At 72.7% G+C, this 20,530-nt stretch carries 20 protein-coding genes; 12 read left to right on the plus strand and 8 right to left on the minus strand.

Annotated features, from left to right (window positions below; genetic code table 11):
- Positions 1-148: 148 nt before the first annotated feature.
- Positions 149-3,808, plus strand: a complete 3,660-nt coding sequence (locus IW249_RS16525; protein WP_196921577.1) for a SpoIIE family protein phosphatase — start codon at positions 149-151, stop codon at positions 3,806-3,808.
- 77 nt (positions 3,809-3,885) lie between these two features.
- Here IW249_RS16525 and IW249_RS16530 read toward each other — a convergent pair whose 3' ends face one another.
- The gene (locus IW249_RS16530; RefSeq protein WP_196921578.1) at positions 3,886-4,200 is read right to left on the minus strand and encodes an STAS domain-containing protein; all 315 of its coding nucleotides are present in this window, start codon (positions 4,198-4,200) and stop codon (positions 3,886-3,888) included.
- A gap of 95 nt (positions 4,201-4,295) precedes the next feature.
- Here IW249_RS16530 and map point away from each other — a divergent pair, with 95 nt between their 5' ends.
- Both map and IW249_RS16540 read left to right on the plus strand, forming a co-directional pair.
- Positions 4,296-5,153 carry a type I methionyl aminopeptidase gene (gene map / locus IW249_RS16535; protein WP_196921579.1) on the plus strand — a complete coding sequence of 286 codons (858 nt, stop codon included), beginning with the start codon at positions 4,296-4,298 and terminating at the stop codon, positions 5,151-5,153.
- Positions 5,150-5,863: a VIT1/CCC1 transporter family protein gene (locus tag IW249_RS16540; protein ID WP_196921580.1), complete on the plus strand. Its 714-nt coding sequence runs from the start codon at positions 5,150-5,152 to the stop codon at positions 5,861-5,863. The genes map and IW249_RS16540 overlap by 4 nt, the downstream gene beginning before the upstream one ends.
- A 6-nt stretch (positions 5,864-5,869) precedes the next feature.
- Here IW249_RS16540 and IW249_RS16545 read toward each other — a convergent pair whose 3' ends face one another.
- The 7 genes from IW249_RS16545 to IW249_RS16575 all read right to left on the minus strand — a co-directional run bounded on the left by IW249_RS16545 (position 5,870) and on the right by IW249_RS16575 (position 12,402).
- Positions 5,870-6,607 (minus strand): nucleotidyltransferase domain-containing protein, encoded by a 738-nt coding sequence (locus tag IW249_RS16545; RefSeq protein WP_196921581.1) that lies wholly within the window; start codon positions 6,605-6,607, stop codon positions 5,870-5,872.
- A gap of 92 nt (positions 6,608-6,699) precedes the next feature.
- On the minus strand, positions 6,700-7,200 hold the full coding sequence (locus tag IW249_RS16550) for a nitroreductase family deazaflavin-dependent oxidoreductase (RefSeq protein ID WP_196921582.1): 501 nt from the start codon (positions 7,198-7,200) through the stop codon (positions 6,700-6,702).
- A gap of 74 nt (positions 7,201-7,274) precedes the next feature.
- A complete protein-coding gene (locus tag IW249_RS16555) occupies positions 7,275-10,061 on the minus strand; it encodes an FtsX-like permease family protein (protein WP_307788607.1) in 2,787 nt (928 codons plus the stop codon).
- Positions 10,058-10,792 carry an ABC transporter ATP-binding protein gene (locus IW249_RS16560; protein ID WP_307788608.1) on the minus strand — a complete coding sequence of 245 codons (735 nt, stop codon included), beginning with the start codon at positions 10,790-10,792 and terminating at the stop codon, positions 10,058-10,060. The genes IW249_RS16555 and IW249_RS16560 overlap by 4 nt, the downstream gene beginning before the upstream one ends.
- On the minus strand, positions 10,789-11,388 hold the full coding sequence (locus IW249_RS16565; protein ID WP_196921584.1) for a PadR family transcriptional regulator: 600 nt from the start codon (positions 11,386-11,388) through the stop codon (positions 10,789-10,791). The genes IW249_RS16560 and IW249_RS16565 overlap by 4 nt, the downstream gene beginning before the upstream one ends.
- Positions 11,389-11,440: 52 nt before the next feature.
- On the minus strand, positions 11,441-11,878 hold the full coding sequence (locus IW249_RS16570) for a ferritin-like domain-containing protein (RefSeq protein WP_196921585.1): 438 nt from the start codon (positions 11,876-11,878) through the stop codon (positions 11,441-11,443).
- On the minus strand, positions 11,875-12,402 hold the full coding sequence (locus IW249_RS16575; protein ID WP_231392546.1) for a hypothetical protein: 528 nt from the start codon (positions 12,400-12,402) through the stop codon (positions 11,875-11,877). Before IW249_RS16575 ends, IW249_RS16570 begins: the two co-directional genes overlap by 4 nt.
- A 155-nt stretch (positions 12,403-12,557) precedes the next feature.
- On the opposite strand from IW249_RS16575, the gene rimP reads away from it, so the two are divergent.
- The 9 genes from rimP to IW249_RS16620 all read left to right on the plus strand — a co-directional run bounded on the left by rimP (position 12,558) and on the right by IW249_RS16620 (position 20,530).
- Positions 12,558-13,247 carry a ribosome maturation factor RimP gene (rimP, locus tag IW249_RS16580; RefSeq protein ID WP_196921587.1) on the plus strand — a complete coding sequence of 230 codons (690 nt, stop codon included), beginning with the start codon at positions 12,558-12,560 and terminating at the stop codon, positions 13,245-13,247.
- Positions 13,244-14,287 (plus strand): transcription termination factor NusA, encoded by a 1,044-nt coding sequence (nusA, locus tag IW249_RS16585; RefSeq protein WP_196921588.1) that lies wholly within the window; start codon positions 13,244-13,246, stop codon positions 14,285-14,287. The genes rimP and nusA overlap by 4 nt, the downstream gene beginning before the upstream one ends.
- Before the next feature lie 16 nt (positions 14,288-14,303).
- On the plus strand, positions 14,304-14,636 hold the full coding sequence (locus tag IW249_RS16590) for a YlxR family protein (RefSeq protein ID WP_081884157.1): 333 nt from the start codon (positions 14,304-14,306) through the stop codon (positions 14,634-14,636).
- Positions 14,637-14,729: 93 nt separating this feature from the next.
- Positions 14,730-17,747 (plus strand): translation initiation factor IF-2, encoded by a 3,018-nt coding sequence (gene infB, locus IW249_RS16595; protein ID WP_196921589.1) that lies wholly within the window; start codon positions 14,730-14,732, stop codon positions 17,745-17,747.
- A gap of 90 nt (positions 17,748-17,837) precedes the next feature.
- Positions 17,838-18,134 carry a DUF503 domain-containing protein gene (locus tag IW249_RS16600; protein ID WP_091400377.1) on the plus strand — a complete coding sequence of 99 codons (297 nt, stop codon included), beginning with the start codon at positions 17,838-17,840 and terminating at the stop codon, positions 18,132-18,134.
- Positions 18,135-18,260: 126 nt separating this feature from the next.
- Positions 18,261-18,761, plus strand: a complete 501-nt coding sequence (gene rbfA, locus IW249_RS16605; RefSeq protein WP_196921590.1) for a 30S ribosome-binding factor RbfA — start codon at positions 18,261-18,263, stop codon at positions 18,759-18,761.
- Positions 18,758-19,807: a DHH family phosphoesterase gene (locus tag IW249_RS16610; RefSeq protein ID WP_196921591.1), complete on the plus strand. Its 1,050-nt coding sequence runs from the start codon at positions 18,758-18,760 to the stop codon at positions 19,805-19,807. Before rbfA ends, IW249_RS16610 begins: the two co-directional genes overlap by 4 nt.
- A 106-nt stretch (positions 19,808-19,913) precedes the next feature.
- A complete protein-coding gene (locus IW249_RS16615; protein ID WP_196921592.1) occupies positions 19,914-20,321 on the plus strand; it encodes a hypothetical protein in 408 nt (135 codons plus the stop codon).
- Positions 20,321-20,530 (plus strand): DUF6186 family protein, encoded by a 210-nt coding sequence (locus tag IW249_RS16620; RefSeq protein ID WP_030489477.1) that lies wholly within the window; start codon positions 20,321-20,323, stop codon positions 20,528-20,530. Before IW249_RS16615 ends, IW249_RS16620 begins: the two co-directional genes overlap by 1 nt.

A 20,530-nucleotide genomic window follows, 5' to 3' on the forward strand; every position in this document is an offset into this window, starting at 1 on the left:
CCGCACTGTCCGGTGCGCGACGGCTCCGGCGTACGTAACCAGCGTCCATCGCTCGTAATGCGTTACGTTGCTGGTCCGCTGGGGTACAAGTCGGAGCACGGCGGGTGAAGATCAACGGTCGAGGGGTACGGCCGGAGCGGGAGGCTGCATGAGCTCGGCCCAGGGGGGCGCGGACATCGGGCATGCCGCCCTGTCCAGCCGGGAGACCCCGCCGATGCTGGCGGCCGCGTTCGCGGCCGGCGGCGAGATGGGCGAGCGGCTGGCCACCTTCGACTGGTCCTCCGGCCCGCTCGGTGAGCCCGGCCAGTGGCCCCCGGCGTTGACAAACGCGGTCGGGATGATGCTCGCCTCCAGCGCGCCGATCGTCATGTTCTGGGGCGACGAGCAGTTGGCCTTCTACAACGACGCCTACCGGCCGACCATCGGTGGCAAACACCCGGACGTGATCGGCCAACCGGCCCGCTTCTGGTGGGCGGAGACCTGGGCGGTGCTCGGCCCGCTGCTCGACGACGTCCGGAGCACCGGCCGCTCCTACCGGGGCGAGGACCATCCCTTTATGCTGGACCGTTACGGCTTCGTCGAGCAGACCTACTTCAACGTCTCGTACGACCCGATCCGAGGTGACGACGGCTCGGTCAGTGGCGTCTACTGCATCGTCAGCGAGACCACAGGGCGGGTGCTCGGCGAGCGCCGGCTACGGGCGCTATCCGAGTTGGGTGCCGAGCTGAGCGACATCGGCAGCGCCGGGGAACTGGGCCGGACCGCCGCCGGGGTGCTCGGCCGGCACCGGGCGGACGTGCCGTTCGCCCTGATCTATCTGGCTGACGACAGCGGCCAGCTCACCCTGGCCGGTCACACCGGCACCACCCCGCCCGTCACCGACGTCACGTCGCAGCTGCTGGCCCGGTTGACCGCCGATGGCACGCCCGCCACGGTCGAGGTGGCCGCTCTGCTCGACGCGCTGCCGGTCGACGCCGCCGACCAGGCCCTCGTGCTGCCGCTCGCGGCGACCAACCAGACGGTTGGCGCGCTGGTCGTCGGCGTGGCCCGTCAGCTGCCGCTCAGCCACGACTACCGCGACTTCCTCGGCCTGGTCGCCGCCCAGATCTCCCGGGCGGTCGGCGCTCAGCGGGCGTACGAGCAGGAACGGGCCCGTGCCGCAGAACTGGCCGCGCTGGACCGGGCGAAGACCAACTTCTTCGCCAACGTCAGCCACGAGTTCCGCACTCCACTGACCCTGGTGCTCGGCCCGCTGGAGGACATGCTGGCCGATCCGGAGCTGCCCGCCACCGAAACCGACCGGCTCACCATGATGCACCGCAACGCACTGCGCCTGCTCAAGCTGGTCAACACCGTGCTGGACTTCTCCCGGCTGGAGTCCGGTCGGCTCGCCGCCCGCTACCAGCCCACCGACCTCGCCGGCTACACCGCCCGACTGGCCAGCACCTTCCGCTCGGCCACCGAACGGGCCGGGTTGCGACTGGTGGTGGACTGTCCGCCGCTGCCGACGCCGGGTTTCGTCGACCGGGACATGTGGGAGAAGATCGTCCTCAACCTGGTGTCGAACGCAGTCAAGTTCACCTTCGACGGCGAGATCCGGGTGCGGATCCGGGCCGTGGAGGGCGCGGCCCGGCTGGAGGTGACGGACACCGGCGTCGGCATCGTGCCGGACGAGCTGCCGCACGTCTTCGAACGGTTCCACCGGGTGCCCGGGGTGCGCGCGCGCACCCACGAGGGCACCGGCATCGGCCTCGCGCTGGTCCGGGAACTGGTCGAGATGCACGGCGGTGAGGTCGGGTTGACCAGCCAGGTCGACGAGGGCAGCACCTTCACGGTCACCATTCCGTTCGGCTCGGCGCACCTGCCGGCGGACCGGGTGGCGGCGTTCGACCCGCTGCCCGTGGGTGAACCGGAGCAGGCCCGGCTCTTCGTGGCGGAGACCGCGCTCTGGGCCGGTGTCGCGCCGACGCCCGAGTTCGACGGTCAGCCGGCGAAGACCAGTTCGGCGGGCCGGATCCTGGTCGTCGACGACAACGCCGACCTACAGGAGCACGTCAGCCGGCTACTCTCCCCGACCTGGGACGTGGTCACCGCGAACGACGGGCTCGATGCCCTGCCGCTGGCCCGCGAGGGCGGCTTCGACCTGGTGCTCACCGACGTGATGATGCCCCGGCTGGACGGGTTCGGGCTGGTGAGCGCGCTGCGCGCGGACCCGCGTACCCGGCATGTGCCGATCGTGCTGCTCTCCGCCCGCGCCGGCTCCGCGGAGGCCGTCGCCGGTCTCGCCGTCGGCGCCGACGACTACCTCACCAAGCCGTTCTCCGCGCAGGAGCTGATCGCCCGGGTACGGGCAAACGTGGAACTGGGCCAGCTGCGCGGGCAGATCATCCGCCGTCTCCGCGCGCTCGCCGACGCGGCGGTGGCGGTGAACACCGCCCGATCCACCGCCGACGTGCTCCAGGTCGCCGCCCGGCACGCGTTGAGCCTCGCCGAGGCGGCTCGGGTGGTGGTCACCGCGGCCGAGGCGCGCTTCGAGGCGGACGGCGGTGGCACCACCGCCGCCGACCCGTCCTTCGTGGCCGAGCTGACTGGCACCACCGGCAAGCAGCTCGGTGAGCTGCAGGTCTGGCGGGCGGATGGCGACGAGGCGCAGGCCGACGACGCCGCGCTGACCCAGCTGGCCCGGCTCGTCGGGGTGCGACTGGAGAACGCGCAGCTCTACGAAGCCGAACACCGCATCGCCACCACCCTGCAACACAGCCTGCTGCCCCGGTCGTTGCCCCAACTGCCCGGCGCGGTGGTGGCCAGCCGCTACCTGCCCGGCAGCGCCGACGTCGAGGTCGGCGGCGACTGGTACGACGCGATCGCGCTGAACGGCGACGAGCTGGTGCTGGTCATCGGCGACGTGGTCGGCAAGGGCGTCCGGGCCGCCGCGGCGATGGGGCAACTGCGCAACGCGCTGCGGGCGTACGTGCTGGAGGGTTTCGATCCGGGTGAGTCGCTGACCCGGCTCAACCGGCTGGTCGGCTCCACCGAGGGCCGCTCCTTCGCGACAGTGGTCTGCCTGCTGTTCAACCCCCGCACCGGTCGGCTGCGGTACGCGAGCGCCGGTCACCCGTCCCCACTGTTGATCACCGGAGGCGACGTGGCGTTCCTGCACGACCGAGCGCTCGGTCCACCGGTCGGCGCCCTCCCCGGCGCGACCTACGAGTCGGTCGAGGGCGAGTTGCCGGCCGGCACCCGACTGCTGCTCTACACCGACGGGCTGATCGAGGACCGCCAGCTCGGCATCGACGCCTCCCTGGCCCAGCTCCGCATCGACGCGGCCGTCCCGAGTGAGCACGTGGTGGACCTGATCGACGCGGTCGTCGAGCGGGTCACCGGACGGCCGCGCCGCGACGACGTGGCGGTCCTCGCCCTGGAGGCGGCGGAGCTGAACCGCTTCGCGCTGCGGCTACCGGCGGACCCGACCCGGCTCAGCGTGCTGCGGAAGCGGCTGGAGGATTTCCTTGTCGCGCACTCCGTCGGCGAGACCGACCTGTTCGACCTGACCGTCGCCGTCTCCGAGGCTGCCGCCAACGCCATCGAGCACCCGATCCACCCCGCCGAGGCCATGATCAGTGTGGAGGTGGCCATCGAGGATCGGACGGTGACGGCCACTGTGCGTGACAGCGGGCAGTGGCGGGAGTCGACCGGCGCCGGCTTCCGGGGCCGCGGCCTGGCCCTGATCAAGGCGCTGGGCGAGCTGTCGGTACGGCGTACCGATGAGGGCACCGAGGTGACGCTGCGCCGGCAGCTGCAGGACTGACCGCGCGCCCGGCGGCGCGGGCCTTCGGGCCTGGCCTGGGCTCTGCCCGGCCGGTCGAGGAGTGTGCGACGCCGGCCCTAGGCCGGGTCCAGCCAACTCTGCTCGCCGAGGCCGGAGATCTCCAGCACCCGACGGACCTGCCGGGACGGACGGACGGTGAGCATGCCCGGGAACTGCTGGGCGAGCCGGACCACTGCGTGGATGGCGGCCGAGTCGAAGAAGGTGACAGCGCTCAGGTCGAGAGTGATCTTCCCGGCGGGCTCGCGCAGCGCCGTCTGGAGCATCGTGTCCGCGGTCGCCATGTCGACTTCGCCGGCCACCACGACATGGAGGTGGTCACCGTCGATCTCGGCGCTGGCGGAGAAGACGGGCGGTGCTCCCCCTTGATCCACGCAGACACCATGGCACAGCCACCCTGCCAGGGCAACAACCTCCACCGGGCGGCCGTGGCGCGGGTCACCAGCGGTCCCGGCGATAGGCTTGTGGCATGACCGTCCGTCCGCCGCTGACACCAGGCACGCTCTCCCCGATGCGACCGGTGCCATCCCAGATCGCCCGACCGGAGTACGTGGGCAAGAAGCGCCCGCAGGAGTGGCGTGGCTCGCACGTGCAGACGCCGGAGACCATCGAGAAGATGCGGATCGCCAGCCGGCTCGCCGCCCAGGCGACCCAGCTCGCCGGTGAGCACTGCAAGCCGGGCGTGACCACCGACGAGATCGACAAGGTGGTGCACGAGTTCCTCTGCGACCACGGCGCGTACCCGTCGACGCTTGGTTACAAGGGCTTCCCAAAGTCCTGCTGCACCAGCCTCAACGAGGTCATCTGCCACGGCATCCCGGACTCCACCGTCCTGGAGGACGGCGACATCATCAACGTCGACGTGACCGCGTACATCGGTGGGGTGCACGGTGACACCGACGCCACCTTCTGCGTCGGCGAGGTCAGCGACGAGGCCCGGCTGCTTGTCGAACGGACCCACGAGGCGATGATGCGCGGCATCCGCGCCGTCGCCCCGGGCCGGCAGATCAACGTGGTGGGCCGGGTCATCGAGTCGTACGCCAAGCGGTTCGGCTACGGCGTGGTCCGCGACTTCACCGGCCACGGCATCGGCGAGGCCTTCCACAGCGGCCTCTACGTGCCGCACTACGACAGCCCGCGCCCCACTGACATCATGGAGCCGGGCATGACGTTCACCATCGAGCCGATGATCACCCTCGGCACCTACCAGTACGACATGTGGGACGACGGGTGGACAGTGGTCACCAAGGACCGGAAGTGGACGGCGCAGTTCGAGCACACCATCGTGGTGACCGACGACGGCCACGAGATCCTGACCCTGCCGTGACCGACACCCCAGCGGCACTGCGCGAGGCACACCACGCGGACGTCTCCGGCGGCTGGCTACGGCCGGCCGTCTTCGGCGCGATGGACGGCCTGGTCACCAACATCGCCCTGATCGCAGGCGTCGGCGGTGGCGGGGTGTCGCCGCGCAGCATCGTGCTCACCGGCAGCGCCGGCCTGGTGGCCGGGGCCATCTCGATGGGGCTCGGCGAGTACACCAGCGTGCGCTCCGCCAACGAGCAGGTCGCCGCCGAGGTGGCCAAGGAGCGACGGGAACTGGAACGGCACCCCGAGGCGGAGGCCCGGGAGTTGGCCGACGCGTGGGTGGCCCGGGGCCTGCCCCGGGACCTCGCCACCCAGGTCGCCGAGGCGGTGCGGCGCGACCCGGAGGAGGCGCTGCGGGTGCACGTCCGGGAGGAGTTGGGCGTCGACCCCGACGACCAGCCCAGCCCGTGGGCCGCAGCGATCTCGTCGTTCCTGTTCTTCTCCGTCGGCGCGCTGGTCCCGCTGTTGCCGTACCTGCTGGGCGCCACCGAACTGTGGCTGGCGCTCGCCGTCGGCGGGCTCGGGCTGTTCGCCGCCGGTGCCGTGGTGGCCCGGTTCACCCGCCGTCCCTGGTGGACCAGTGGGATGCGTCAGCTGCTGCTGGGCGCCGCGGCGGCCGGTGCCACCTACCTGATCGGCTCGCTGATCGGCGTACCGGGCGGGCTGTGACGCGGCTCAGGCGCTGAGCAGTTCGTCCACAGTGCCGTCGACCGCACGACCACGGGCCGCCAACTCCTCGGCCTGCCGGGCCAGCACCACACCCACCTCGGTCATGTCCGCCCCGGCCAACCCGGTGCGCCGCACCGCGTCCCCCGGGTCACGGAAGTAGGTGCGACTCAGCAGGCCGGTCACAGTGGCCGCAGCCAGCCGGGCCTCACCGAGCATCAGCAGAGCCTGATCGGTCTCGTACCACTCGGCGAGCCGGGCCGCCCGGGAGTGCGCCGCGCTGCCCCGGTACCACGCCTGCCGGGCCGCGGTGCTGAACTCCGCCGGCCGGGCCCGGGCCAGCCGGCCCAGATGCTCGTCGCGCAACGTCCGCAACCAGCCCGTCGGATCGTGCAGCGGCTGTGTGGTGACGTACCTGTCGGCGGTCAACGGCCAGAGCGGGGAGAGCACCCGGGCCTGGGCCAGGTAGTCCTCGGCGGCGGCCACGGTCAGATCGACGAGCACCCCGTCCACCCGCCGGGTCGCCGGCGGCGGCCCGGTCCCGGGCCGATAGGTGACCACCAGCATTCCCGCCTCGCGGTCCCCGCCGCCGTCGTCGTCACCGTGCGCCAGGGGCCCGTGCACCGCGATCGCGAGCGCATCGGCCGGGAACCGCCGCCGGACCGCCTCGGCCACCCGCTCGGCGACCGTCCACCGTCGATCGTCGAGGCCCCGGTCGACACCGGCCGGCTCACTCCTCGCGCTCACGGGACCGCCTTTGTTCGCGGCTGCGGGGCTCGCAACCCCGGCTCACTCCTCGCGCTCACGGGACCACCTCGCCTTGGCTACCGAGCGTCAGCCTAGCCAGCCGACGGCGGAGCTTCGGGCGCGCCGCGCCCGGTCGGGGCCAGCCGGAAGATGTGGATCTCCCGGCCACCGGCCCGCTGCACGTACGTGTGGTACGCGGGCCAGGCGGTGACCAGCAGCTGCCACAACCGGTCCCGTTCGGCGCCGGAGGCCCGCTCGGCCCGCACCGCGACCCGCTGGCCCTTCACGTCCACCTCGGCGGTGGGCTCGGCGAGCAGGTTCATCGCCCAGGCGGGGTGGTGGGTCTGCCCCCAGTTGGAGCCGATCACCACGTACGCGTCGCCGTCGGGCACGTAGAGCAGCGGATTGCTGCGGGGCTTGCCGGAGCGGCGGCCCGTTGTGGTGATCAGCAGGGAGGGGAGCAGGCCGAGCGCGACCACCCGGCCCCGGGTGAGTCGACCAACCATCCGATCGGCCGGAACCAGCAGGCGCGCGGTGGCGCCGAACCAGCGATGATGACCGACTCGACGGACGACATTCCTGAGCACTGACACGCGGATCAGTCTGCCGGCTGCCCAGCCTCGGCGGCACCCCCGCGCGGTCCCCTTTCGATCGTCCGGCGGATCGGTCAGTCCAGCCGCCGTTCGATGGGCAGTCGGGCCCGGGTGAACAGGCCCGCCCCGAGCATCGCCACCACCGGCACCAGCACCAGGACCCCGAGCGCGGGCCACGGCACCAGGAAGGGGTACGGGTCGGACACCGGCCAGTCACTGGCGTACTGCCGGTTCACCGAGACCAGCACGATCGCGGCGGTGCCGAGACCGGCCACGATGCCGAGCACCGAACCGAGACCGGCGATGACCCCGGCCTGGCAGATCGCCAGCAGCCGGCGTACCGCGGGGGCCGCGCCGACGGCCGCGAGGGTGGTCAGCTCGGCACGCCCCTCGGCGGCGGCGAGCGCGGTGGCGACCCCGGCCGCCCCCACCGTGATCAGCCCGGCCGCCGCCGCGAGCAGCAGGAGCAGCGGTGAGACGTCGCGTGGCGGGCCGCCGTTCTCCACGCTCAGCGAGAGCGTGCCGAAGGGCCGCAGGGCGGCGGCGAACCGTGCCTGTTGCTCCTCGTCGGGCGGGGTCGTGGTGCCGATCACCCAGCCGGTCGGGGACCAGTTCAGGTCGAGTTGTCGGGCCGCGGTGGTGGACAGCAGCAGGCGCGACTGGCCGGTCGCCCCAGGCAGCGCGTACCCCGGAAGGTCCCGGACGGTGCTCGTCTCCCGGTCCGGGGCGGCCTCCACCTCGCGGACCCGGACGGTCACCAGGCCGTCGTGCAGGTAGCGCGGGTCGGTCACCACCACGCCGCCGGCCCGCAGCACCGCCGCGGCGGCGGCGGCCGCGGCCGGGTCCACGCCGGTGAGCAGGGGGAGCGCCGTCCCGTCGTCGACTCCGGTCTCCACGTAGCCGCCCAGGTGGTCGATCTCGCGGATCTGGCAGCGGGGATCCGCGCGGGCCTGCTGGCGCTGCGCCTCCGGGAGTTGAACACCGGGCTGCCAGGGGCAGGCCCGGGTCAGCGGGAGCACTGGCGCGATGTCGCAGTAGCCGGTGCGCGCCGTCCCGCAGTTCGGTGTCTGCACCGGGGCGACCGCGCCGACTCCGAGCTGATTGCGGGCCGCGTCGGTGATCTGGGCCAGCGTGGGCTGCCCGGTCGTTCCGATCGGGTAGACCAGCACGTGGCCGGTCGGCAGCGCCGGCCGGTAGGCGCGCGCGTCGCGGGCGCCGTCACTGGCCAGGTATCCGCCGAGAGCGACACTGCTGGCGACGGCGGCCATCACGGCGCAGATGGCCGGTGCCGCGGCGGCCCGGTTGCGGCTGGCATCGCGCAGTGCGATCCGTGGTGCCAGCGGCAACACCCGGCCGAGGCGGGCGAGCGCCCCGAGCAGCGTGGGTGTGCAGCAGACAAGGCCCAACTCGCCGAGGATCAGCCCGGTGAGGATCACCGCCGGGGAGGTCTGGGTGGCCCCGAACGCCGCCAGCCCCGCCCCGCCGGCCACCAGCGCCAGTCCGAGGGCCAACCACCGGCCCTGGGATTTCGCCGGGGTGCGTCGCCCGGCGAGCCCGGCGGTGACGTCCTGCCGGGCGGCGGTCCAGGCCGGTGCCAGCGCGGCGAGCACCCCGGCCAGCACCGCGACGCCACCGAGCAGGACCAGCGCGCTCGGCCAGCAGCGGTAGCCGCCGAAGCGGGCGCTGAAGACGTACTGCTCCATCAGCGGGCGACCGGCGAACGCCGCGCCGACGCCGACCAGCAGGCCGGCGGCGGCCCCCAGCACCCCCAGCACCACACCGTCGGCCAGTACGACCCGGCGGAGCTGGGCGGCGTCCCCTCCCGCCACCGCGACCAGCGCCAGATCCCGTCGGCGGCGACGGACGCCGACGGCGAAGGCCGGCCCGACCAGCAGGACGACCTCCAGCAGCCCGAGGCCGGCGATCAGGACGCCGGTGCCCAGGTCGTTGGGGTTGTCTCCCACGATCGAACCGAGCCACGTCCGGTCCGCTCCGGTCGCCGGGCCGATCCCGTGTCGCGCGGTGACCACCACCCCACGGTCGTTGAGCCGGGACACCAGCGCAGCGTCGACGGTGCCCGGCACGTCCGCCAGCCAGACACCGTCCGGGTCCGGCCCCGGACCGGTCGACGGCACGGCACCCGGATGCAGCGCCACGACCGGTCCGAGGTCGTCGGGAAACTCGACCACCCCCACCACTGTGTACGCCCTGCTCCCGTCGGCGGCGGCCACGGCGCGGCCGAGGCGCAGGTCGAGGCGGCGCAGCGCCACCGGACTGACGGCGACCTCACCGGGCTGCTGCGGTGCCCGGCCGGCCCGGAACCGCACCAGCCCGCGGGCCAGCGGATCGGTGAGGTCCAGCACGCGACCGTTCACGACCTCGTCGCGGTGTGGGCCGCGCAGTGTCAGCGGAACGCGCTGACGCACCTCGGTGACCCGGCTGCCCGGCCCGAGCAGTGCGGTCAGCTGTGCCGCGGTGACCTTCGCGGGGAGTTTGCCGTCGCGGGTGTACCAGCCCTCACCCCACTCGTCCTGCCCCACCGGGGCGTTGGCGATCCACTGCAACTGCGCGTCGGCCACCCCGAGCCGGCGGTCGACGCGTTCCTCCGGGGTCAGCTCGGCCATGTCGTAGCTCGCCGCCAGGAAGGCCAGCGCCGCGACCGGCATGGCGATCATCGCGAGCACCAGGGCGGTGCGCCGTCGCGACCGGCGTGACTCCCGCCGGGCGATCCGTAGCGCCGCCCGCCAGGAGCCGGTCAGCTCGGCGAACCGCCGTCGGCCGACCGGGGCGGGCGGTGTGACCAGCCGCGGCGACGCGGTGTCGGCCCGACCGGGGGCCCGCGTCGGGCGGCGGATGGTCACCGTTCGCTGCCGGACAGCAGTTGCTCGACGCTGCCCAGCGGCGCCGTCGTGTCGACCAGGACGCCGTCGCGGAGAAACACCACCCGGTCGGCCCAGCCGGCGTGCCGCGCCTCGTGGGTGACCAGCACTCCGGCGGCACCCGCGTCGATCCGGCGGCGCAGCAGGTGCAGCACCGCCTCACCGGTCTGGGAGTCCAACGCCCCGGTGGGCTCGTCTGCGAGGACCAGCCGGCGTTCGCCCACCAGCGCCCGCGCGATCGCCACCCGCTGCTGCTGCCCGCCGGAGAGTTGGTCCGGGAAGCGGTCGCCCAACGCGGGCAGACCCACCTCGGTGAGCGCGGCCATGGCCAGTGCGCGGGCCCGACGTCCACTGGTGCCGTCGAGTTCCAACGGGAGCGCCACGTTCTCCAGTGCGCTGAGACTGCCCAGCAGGTTGAGTTGCTGGAAGATGTAGCCGATCCGGCGGCGACGCAGCTGGGCCAGCCCACGCCGGTCCAGTGCCCCCAGTGGTTGCCCCTCGACCCGGACCTCGCCGCCGGTCGGGCGGTCCAACCCACCGGCGAGAGCCAGCAGGGTCGACTTGCCGGAGCCGGAGGGCCCCATCACGGCGACCAGCTCGCCGGGCCGGACGACCAGGCTGACGCCGCGCAGCGCGTGCACCGCCGCCGGCCCGGCGCCGTGGGTGCGGTGGACGGCGCGTAGCTCCAGCACCGCGTCGTCCGGCCCGCTCACCGTCGCGCCTCCTCGCCGGCCCATCGAGCCGCGTCCCGCACGTCGTCACCGGGCCGGGGAGGGGGAGGTGCCGGGCCGCTGGGCTGGTGCCGGACCAGACTGGTCTCGCAGTGGTCCAGCCACCGCACCTCGGCCTCGGCCTGGAACACCATCGAGTCCAGCACGAGACGCCAGGGGAGGTCCTCCGGCCGGTTGCTGCCGTACTTCAACCGGGTCAGCTCCTGCAGGGCCCGCATCGTCGCGCTGCGTTGGGCCTGCACCACCGACCGGACGTCGACCCCCGGGGTGGTCAGCGCCAGCGCCAGCTTGATCGCCAGCTCGTCGCGGGGCCGGTCGGTACGGCTGATCGGGGTGGCGAACCACAGCGCCAGGTCCGCCCGGCCGGCGTCGGTGATCTCGTACGGGCGCTGCCCGGCCTCGCTCTCCGGCAGCGGGCGCACCAGCCCGTCACGTTCCAGTCGGGACAGCGTGGTGTAGACCTGCCCGATGTTCAGCGGCCAGGTCGAGCCGGTCGACTCCTCGAACGCGGCGCGCAGCTGGTAGCCGTACATCTGACCGCGTTCGAGCAGGGCGAGCAACCCGTGACGGATGGACATGGCAACGGAGTATGCATACCTGGTATGCGTACCGCAACCGGGGCGGATCGGTTCAGGCCGGCCGACCGGGAAACGGGACAGTCAGCGGGGTCAGGCCGGCGGTCTTCCGCCATCGGGTGGCCCGCACGGCGTACTCGACCAGGGCGGCCAGCGCCTGGTCCCGGTCGGCGCCCGTGGTGGACGCCAGGGCCGCCCGCCAGTGCGCGGCCGTGCGCTCCTCCACCTCGGCGGCGAGCCGCAGGGCGCTCGCCCGGTCGATGACCGGGAACGGCAGCGCGTACCCCGCGCGGTCCGCCGGGACCACCCCGCCGGCCGTGGTGAGCTGCACCACCAGCGCGTCGCGCCGGCGTCGGTGTGCGGCCTCCGCCTGGCGTGCCGCGTCCCGGGCCGCTCCGCTGAGCCGGACACCGATCCGTCCGTAGGCGTAGATGGCCGCGTACTCGGCGGAGAGGGCGGAGGCGAGCGCCTCCCCGGCGGACGGCTGCCTCACTTCAGTGCCTCCTGATGGGTGGCCCGGGCGGCGACGATCGACCCGAGCAGTGCGGCCCGCTCCGCGGGCGCTGCGGCGCAGGCGGCGGTGGCGGACTTCTGGGCGGTCTTCTCCAGTGCCCGCAGGGCGGCACGCGCGCCGTTCGGATCGGCCGCCGGGGCGGCGGTCGGCGCGGCGGAGGCCCCCGACGGCACTGTCACGCCGATCACCCGGGCCAGCTCGGTGGCGTGCGCGGTGTGTGTCTCGGCGATCGGGTTGAGCCGGTCGGCGAGTTCGGGGTGCGCGGTGGCGCTCGCCCGGTACGCGGCGGCCAGCGCGAGCGACTCGTCCACCATCGGCCGCAGTGGGTCGGGCGGTGGGGCTGGTTGATCGTCGCGGTCGAAAAGATCACAGCCGGTCAGCGGCGTCACGGCGCCGCCGAGCACCAGCAGCGCCCCGGCACTCAGGAGCTTTCGCCGGGAATGTCCGGATGCTTGGTCGCGCTGCGTCGTTCTGCCGATCCCCACCGGCCAAGTCAACACCATGCGCGCCGCTCCGGGGGCCACCGGCGTCGGTGCGCCGCCCGGTCCGCCGCCGGGCAGGCGCGTTACGCTCTGCGCAACCACCGGCGTGTCCACTCCGGTGGCGTGCCGGCATGGCGGGACGAACGGTCCCCGTCGACCAGGGAGAGGGTGCGGAGATGACGCAGCGTGGCCGTGCCACCAGGCCGACGGGTCGACCCCGCGGTGCCGCGGGTCCCCGCGGTGGTGACCTCGCCGCGCGGCGGGACCGACTGCGGGCCGTGATCGAGCCGGTGGTCAACGGCGCCGGCTACGACCTGGAGGACCTGTCGGTTTCCCGGGCCGGCCGCCGGCACGTGGTGCGGGTGATGGTGGACACCGACGGCGGGATCGACCTGGACGCCGTCGCGGACGTCTCCCGCGCGGTCTCGGCCGCGCTGGACGCCGCGGAGGAGACCGGTGGCGACATCGTCGCCGGCGAGTACCAACTGGAGGTCAGCTCGCCCGGCGTCGACCGGCCGCTCACCCTTCCCCGCCACTGGCGGCGCAACGTGGGCCGGCTGGTCAAGGTCACCGTCAGGGGCGCGGCCGCGCTGCCCGGCCAGCGTGGCGAGCAGCCCGCCGGTGACCGTCAGCTGACCGGCCGGGTGGTCGCGGCCGACGACGAGGGCGTGCACCTGGAGACCGACGACGGCCGCGCCGCCTGGGCGTACGCCCAGCTGGGCCCCGGCCGCGTGCAGGTCGAGTTCACCCGGCTCGCCGAGCTCGGTGAGCCGGACGACGAGTTCGACGACGCGGATGATTCCGACGAGATCGACGATTCAGACGACATCGACGACGAAGATGATGTGGAGGACGAGGAGAGGTGAACATCGACCTCGCGGCGCTGCGCGCACTCGAGCGCGAGCGGGAGATCCCGTTCGACACGATTCTCGCGGCGATCGAGACCGCGTTGCTGACCGCCTACCGGCACACCGACGGTGCCGAACCCCACGCCCGGGTGGAGATCGACCGCAAGTCGGGCGCCGCCCTGGTGTACGCGCAGGAGATGGACGCCGACGGCAGCCTGGTGCGGGAGTGGGACGACACCCCGCACGACTTCGGCCGGATCGCCGCCATGACCGCCAAGCAGGTGATCCTCCAGCGGTTGCGGGAGGCCACCGACGAGGTGCACTTCGGTGAGTACGTCGGCCGCGAGGGTGACCTGGTCACCGGCGTGGTGCAGGCGCACGAGACGCGTACCGAGAAGGGCATCGTCAGCGTCGACCTGGGCAAGCTGGAGGGCGTGCTGCCGCAGTCCGAGCAGGTGCCCGGTGAGCGGTACGCGCACGGCGAGCGGGTCCGCTGCGTCGTGGTGCACGTGGCCAAGGGCATGCGCGGGCCGCAGATCACCCTGTCCCGGTCGCACCCGGCTCTGGTCAAGAAGCTGTTCGCGCTGGAGGTGCCGGAGATCGCCGACGGCACCGTGGAGATCGGTGCGATCGCCCGTGAGGCGGGCCATCGCACGAAGATCGCCGTCCGCTCCACCACCCCCGGGGTGAACGCCAAGGGCGCCTGCATCGGCCCGATGGGTCAGCGGGTGCGTGCCGTGATGAGCGAGCTGCACGGTGAGAAGATCGACATCATCGACTGGTCGGACGACCCGGCCACCTTCGTCGGTAACGCTCTGTCGCCGGCCAAGGCGCTGCGGGTCGAGGTTGTCGACCTGGCCGGTCGAGCCGCCCGGGTGACCGTTCCCGACTTTCAGCTCTCGCTCGCGATCGGTCGGGAGGGGCAGAATGCCCGACTCGCGGCCCGATTGACCGGTTGGCGAATCGACATTCGGTCCGATGCGGAGCAGACGGCGCCGGCAGCGCGTGGGGGAACTGATCACGTGCGGGAGCCGGGCGGCGCGATCTCGGGCAGCTAGGGGTAGACTTCCTCCAGTGGTACGACGCGCGCAGCCGGAGCGCACCTGTGTGGGTTGCCGGCAACGTGCGCCGGCCAGCGAATTGCTGCGGATCGTCGCGGTCAGGGACGAGGCTGGTCACAGCCTCCGGCCTGATCCGCTCCGCAGGCTGCCGGGTCGGGGAGCGAACATGCACCCGGATCCGGCCTGCTTCGCGCTGGCGGTGCGGCGCCGCGCCTTCGGGCGTGCGCTGCGCAGCACCGAGGTCCTCGACCACGGTGTGCTGGCGGAGCACGTCGATGCGCCAACCACTACGTCCGGTCAGCCCGACCGGGCGAGGGTCGCTAGCAGGGTAGGACGACCGACATGAGCACACGATGAAGTCCCTGAAATGACCAGGCTTCAAGTGCACGAGTGAGGTCGCTGCGGGTGCTGCCCGCACGACCTCGGAGTGAGGAGTGCAGTGGCAGGCAAGGCCCGCGTACACGAGCTTGCAAAAGAGCTCGGGGTCGAGAGTAAGACCGTTCTCGCCAAGCTGAAGGAAATGGGCGAGTTCGTGAAGTCCGCGTCCAGCACCGTCGAGGCGCCCGTCGCCCGTCGGCTGCGGAACGCATTCGTCGCGTCCGCCGGAGCCCCGGCTCCGGCCGCCCCGTCGGCGCCCGCGTCGACGCCGGCTTCAAACCCGACCCCGACGCCAACCCCGACCCCGGGCGCGCCCCGGGTCTCGGCCAAGCCGATGCCGCCTCGGCGGCCGGCCGCGCCGGCACCCGGTCCGAAGCCCAAGGGTCCGGTTCCCGGTGCGCCGCAGACGGCGACCCCGGTCGCCAAGCCGGCGAGTGCCCACGACATCGAGGTGGCGGCCGCGGAGGCGCGTGCCGCCGCGCTGAAGGCTGAGCAGGAGGCCGCGGTCAAGGCCGCGCAGGCCGCCCGCCAGCAGCAGCGGGACAACCCCGTTCGCCGGGAGCCTCCGGCAGACGGTGGCAACCGCCCCGGCCCTCGGCCGGGTCCTGCGGCGATGCCGCCCCGTCCCGGTTCGCCGGCAGCTCGTCCGAGCACGCCGGCTCCCGGTCCGGGTGCCCGGCCGGGCGGTCGTCCGCCGGCGCGCGGTGCCGGTAACAACCCGTTCGGCATCCAGGGTGGCCAGCAGCAGCGGCCCCCGGCCGCCGGTGCGGGTGGCCCTCGTCCGAACAGCCCGGCGGGCATGCCGCCGCGGCCGAGCCCGAACTCCATGCCGCCGCGGCCCAGCCCGGCGTCCATGCCGAGCCAGCGTCCGGCTGCCGGTCGCCCCGGTCCCGGTGGCGCTGGTCGTCCCGGTGGTGGCGCTGGTCGCCCCGGTGGCGGTGGCGGCGGTTTCCGTGGCGGTCCCGGCGGTGGCGCCGGTGGCGGTGGCGGTTACCGCGGCGGCCCCGGTGGCGGCGCGGGTGCCGGCGGTGGCGGTGGCTACCGTGGCGGTCCCGGCGGCGGTGGCGGTGCTCCCGGTGGCGGTTTCCGTCCGGGTGCTCCGTCCGGCGGTGGCGGTCGTCCGGGTGCCGGTGGTCGTGGCCGTGGCGGCGGTGCCGCGGGTGCCTTCGGGCGTCCGGGTGGCCGGCCGACGCGCGGTCGCAAGTCCAAGAAGCAGCGCAGACAGGAGTTCGACAACCTGTCGGCTCCGACCATGAGCTCGGGTGCTCCCCGGGGTCAGGGTCAGGTCGTCCGGCTCTCCCGTGGCGCCTCGCTGTCGGACTTCGCCGACAAGATCAACGCCAACCCGGGTTCGCTGGTCCAGGAGATGTTCAACCTGGGCGAGATGGTCACCGCGACCCAGTCCTGTTCTGACGACACCCTGCAGCTGCTGGGTGAGCACCTGGGCTTCGACATCCAGATCGTCAGCCCGGAGGACGAGGACCGCGAGCTGCTTGCGCAGTTCAACATCGACCTCGACGCGGAGGTGGCCGAGGAGCGTCTGGTCAGCCGTGCGCCGGTCGTGACCGTCATGGGTCACGTCGACCACGGTAAGACCAAGCTGCTCGACGCCATCCGTAAGGCGAACGTCGTCGCTGGTGAGGCGGGTGGCATCACCCAGCACATCGGTGCGTACCAGGTGCACGTTCCGCACGATGGTGTGGACCGCGCGGTGACCTTCATCGACACCCCGGGTCACGAGGCGTTCACCGCCATGCGTGCTCGTGGTGCCCAGGTGACTGACATCGTGATCCTGGTCGTCGCGGCCGACGACGGCGTGATGCCGCAGACCATCGAGGCGTTGAACCACGCCAAGGCGGCCGACGTGCCGATCGTGGTCGCGGTCAACAAGGTCGACAAGCCGGAGGCCAACCCGGACAAGGTCCGCCAGCAGCTGACCGAGTACGGCCTGGTCGCCGAGGAGTACGGCGGCGAGACCATGTTCGTCAACGTGGCAGCCAAGCCCGGCATCGGCATCGAGGAGTTGCTCGAGGCTGTCCTGCTGACCGCCGACGCGTCGCTGGAGCTGACCGCTCCGATCGACGGGCCGGCGCAGGGTGTGGCCATCGAGGCGCACCTGGACAAGGGCCGCGGTGCGGTGGCGACGGTGCTGGTGCAGAAGGGCACCCTGCGGGCGGGCGACTCGATCGTCGCCGGTGGGGCGCACGGCCGGGTCCGGGCCATGCTCGACGAGAACGGCAACCAGCTCTCCGAGGCTGGTCCGGCGCGTCCGGTCATGGTTCTGGGTCTGACCGCGCCGCCCGGTGCGGGTGACACGTTCCTCGCCGCGGCGGACGACCGCACGGTGCGGCAGATCGCCGAGCAGCGACAGGCACGGCGGCGGGCGGCGGCATTCGCCAACTCCCGTGGTCGGGCCACCCTCGAGACGCTCATGGAGCAGCTCAAGGAGGGCGAGAAGACCTCGCTCAACCTCATCCTCAAGGGCGATGTCTCCGGTTCGGTGGAGGCCCTGGAGGACGCGCTGTTCAACCTCGACATCCCCGAGGAGGTCCAGCTCAAGGTCCTCGACCGGGGCGTCGGCGCGATCACCGAGAGCAACGTCATGCTCGCGAGTGCCTCGTCGGAGCCGGTCACGATCATCGGCTTCAACGTGCGGGCCTCGAACAAGGTCCGTGAGATGGCCGACCGCGAGGGTGTGGAGATCCGGTACTACACCGTCATCTACCAGGCCATCGAGGAGATCGAGGCAGCGCTCAAGGGCCTGCTCAAGCCGGAGTACGAGGAGGCCGAGCTGGGCAGCGCGGAGATCCGCGACGTCTTCCGCTCGTCCAAGATCGGCAACATCTCCGGTTGCATCGTCCGGTCGGGCGTCATCCGGCGCAACGCGAAGGCTCGCCTGCTTCGGGACGGGACGGTCGTGGCGGACAACCTCACGATCACCTCGCTCAAGCGGTTCAAGGACGACGCCACCGAGGTCCGCGAGGGCTTCGAGTGCGGTCTGACCCTGGGTGGTTACAACAACGTCCAGGTCGGCGACGTCATCGAGACCTTCGAGATGCGGGAGAAGGTTCGCGCCTGATCCGGCAGTGACACGCTGATCAAGGGGTTTACGCCACTCGGCGTAAACCCCTTGATCATGCGGGGCGGGTTGGCGGTATCGTCCGGGGCGATGTTCACCGGAACCGCGGTCTTCGACCTGCTGCTGCCGGGCGACTCCAGGTCGCTCAAAGCCAAGAGATCATATGTACGGCCGATCGTGGCGGCGCTGCGCCGCTTCGAGGTGTCGGCCGCCGAGGTGGGTGCGCTCGACCTGCATGGTCGAGCGCAGCTGGCGGTGGCCGTGGTGGCCGCCGAGACGGCGCACGTCCGCGAGGTGCTCGACTCCTGTGAGCGCCTGGTGGCCAATCGCCCCGAGGTCGAGTTGCTGTCGGTCCGACGCCGGCTCTACGGCGTGGACGACGACTGACCATGGTGCCGGCTGTGCCGGGCGACCGGAGCGGCCCCGAAGGTAATGTTCGAGATGTTGGCCGGTCGGCCGGCGGCCTCCGGGCCGCCGGCTCGACCGGGAGCAGGACGCCGTGGAGGTGGCGAGATGTCTGATCCGGCCAAGGTACGCCGGCACGCGGAACGGGTGCGTGAGCTGGTCGCGTCGGTGGTGCGGAGCCAGATCAAGGACCCGCGGCTCGGGATGATCACCATCACCGATGCCCGGATTACCGCTGACCTGCGCGACGCGACGGTGTTCTACACGGTGCTCGGTGACTCGGTGGCCCAGGCGGACACCGCGGCGGCTCTGGAGAGCGCCAAGGGTTTGCTGCGCAGCACTGTCGGCAAGGCGCTCGGGCTGCGCCACTCGCCGACCCTCACGTTCGTCCTCGACGACGTGCAGGACCAGGTCAAGCACATCGACGACCTGCTCGCGGCCGCCCGGAACGCCGACGCCGAGGTGCAGCGGCTCGCCGCCCAGGCGAAGTACGCGGGCGAGGCCCAGCCGTACCGGGTGGACGACGAGACCGATGAGGCCGACGAGACGGACGAGGCCGACGAGGCCTCCGACGTCAAGGAGACCCCGCGGGGTGGGGAAACGCGGTGACCAGCACCGCCAGCGCCCCGCTCGCCGGGGCTGCCGGGCTCGGTCCCGCCGAGGCGGACTGGGCTGCGGCCGAGGCGTTGGTGCGGGCTCTCCCGCCGAGCGGCCGGGTTCTGCTGATCTGCCACATCAACCCGGACGGCGACGCGCTGGGCAGCATGCTCGGCTTCGGTCTGGGCCTGCGGCAGTTCGGCGTACGCGAGCTGCAGGCGACCTTTCCCGGGCCGCCGGAGGTGCCGGAGCCGTTCCGTGGGCTGCCGGGGCTGGACCTGCTGGTCCCGGCGGAGGCCGCCGACCCGGCGCCCGATCTGGTGATCTGCTTCGACGCGGCCAGCGAGTCGCGCCTCGGCGAGCTGGCCGGGCGGTTGTCGTCGGCGGGTGCGGCGCTGGTGTTGGACCACCACGCCTCCAACCCCGGTTTCGGCACTGTCAACCTGGTCGACCCGGGGGCGGCGGCCACGTCGGTCGTGGCCGAACAGTTGCTGGCCCGGCTCGGGGTGGTGGTGGATGAGGCCATCGCCGAGTGCCTCTACGTGGCGCTGACCACTGACACCGGCTCGTTCCGGTTCGAGGCGACCACTCCGGCGGTGCATCAGATGGCCGCCCGGTTGCTGGCGACCGGCATCTCGCCGGGTGACATCTCCCGGCGGGTCTTCGACACCCGGCCGTTCGGCGCGGTCCGCCTCTTCGGTGAGGTGCTCGGCCGGGCTCGGCTGGAGCCGGCCGCGGCCGGGGGTCGGGGGCTGGTCTGGACCTTCGCCACGCTGGACGACCTGGCCCGGCACGACCAGCGGCCGTACGTGCTGGAGGCGCTGATCGACTCGGTGCGCTGCACGGCCGAGGCGGATGTGAGCTGTGTGGTGAAGCAGACCAAACCGGCCGAGTGGGCGGTGTCGATGCGCAGCAAGGGCGCGGTGGACGTCAGTCGGGTGGCTGTCGCGCTGGGCGGTGGTGGGCACACGTTCGCGGCCGGGTTCACCGGTCGGGGCACCGTCGAGCAGGTGGTCGAGTCGATTCGCGGTCAGCTGGACGCGGCGCTGATCGGCTGACGCCGGCCCTGATCGGCGGCCATCGATCGGGCGGTCCCGAAGATCAGGGTCAGCTCCGGGGAGTGTCGGTCTTCCCGCGCTCCGTGAGACCGGGAAGAATTGCGGGATGGAGCAGCCGCACGACCTCACCGTGGAGGCCCCCCGCGCCTGGGACCGGCCCGCCGTCTCCGTTCCCGTCCTCGTCTGCCTGTCGCTCGTCGGTGGCCGGTTCGCGTCCTTCTCCACTGAGGCGAATCTGTTCACCGTCGGCACCGGCGGGGTGCTGATCTGGCTCGGTCTGAGCAACCGGGTGCCCCGTCGGCCGGCGCCGCGCCGGCTGGGCGCGGGTGCGGCCTGGTGGGCGGTGCCGGTGGTGGTCTTCGGGGTCTTCGAGGGCGCGACCTTCGTGCTGGCCGCCGGCGATGACTTCCCCACCTTCTCCCGGTTGGCCGACCCTCTCCTGGAGGATCACCTGACCCGGTCGGCGGTCTGGTTCGCCTGGTTGGCCGCCTTCTGGGGGCTGGTGCGGCGATGATGCGAGCGCTCGCGATCGGCGGCTTCCTCACCGCGCTGGTCCTCTTCGCTGTGGTCGAGTGGATGGCCCGGCGGGAGGGGTCGCGGATCCCCACGCTGGGCGAGGTCTGCGCCTACGTGATGCGCTACGAGGTCGGTTCGGTGCCGGTGGGCCGGATCGGTCTGTTCGGGTTCTGGTGGTGGTTGGGCTGGCACTTCCTGGCTCGCTGA

It is taken from the genome of Micromonospora vinacea (assembly GCF_015751785.1).
Classification (GTDB): Bacteria; Actinomycetota; Actinomycetes; order Mycobacteriales; family Micromonosporaceae; genus Micromonospora; species Micromonospora vinacea.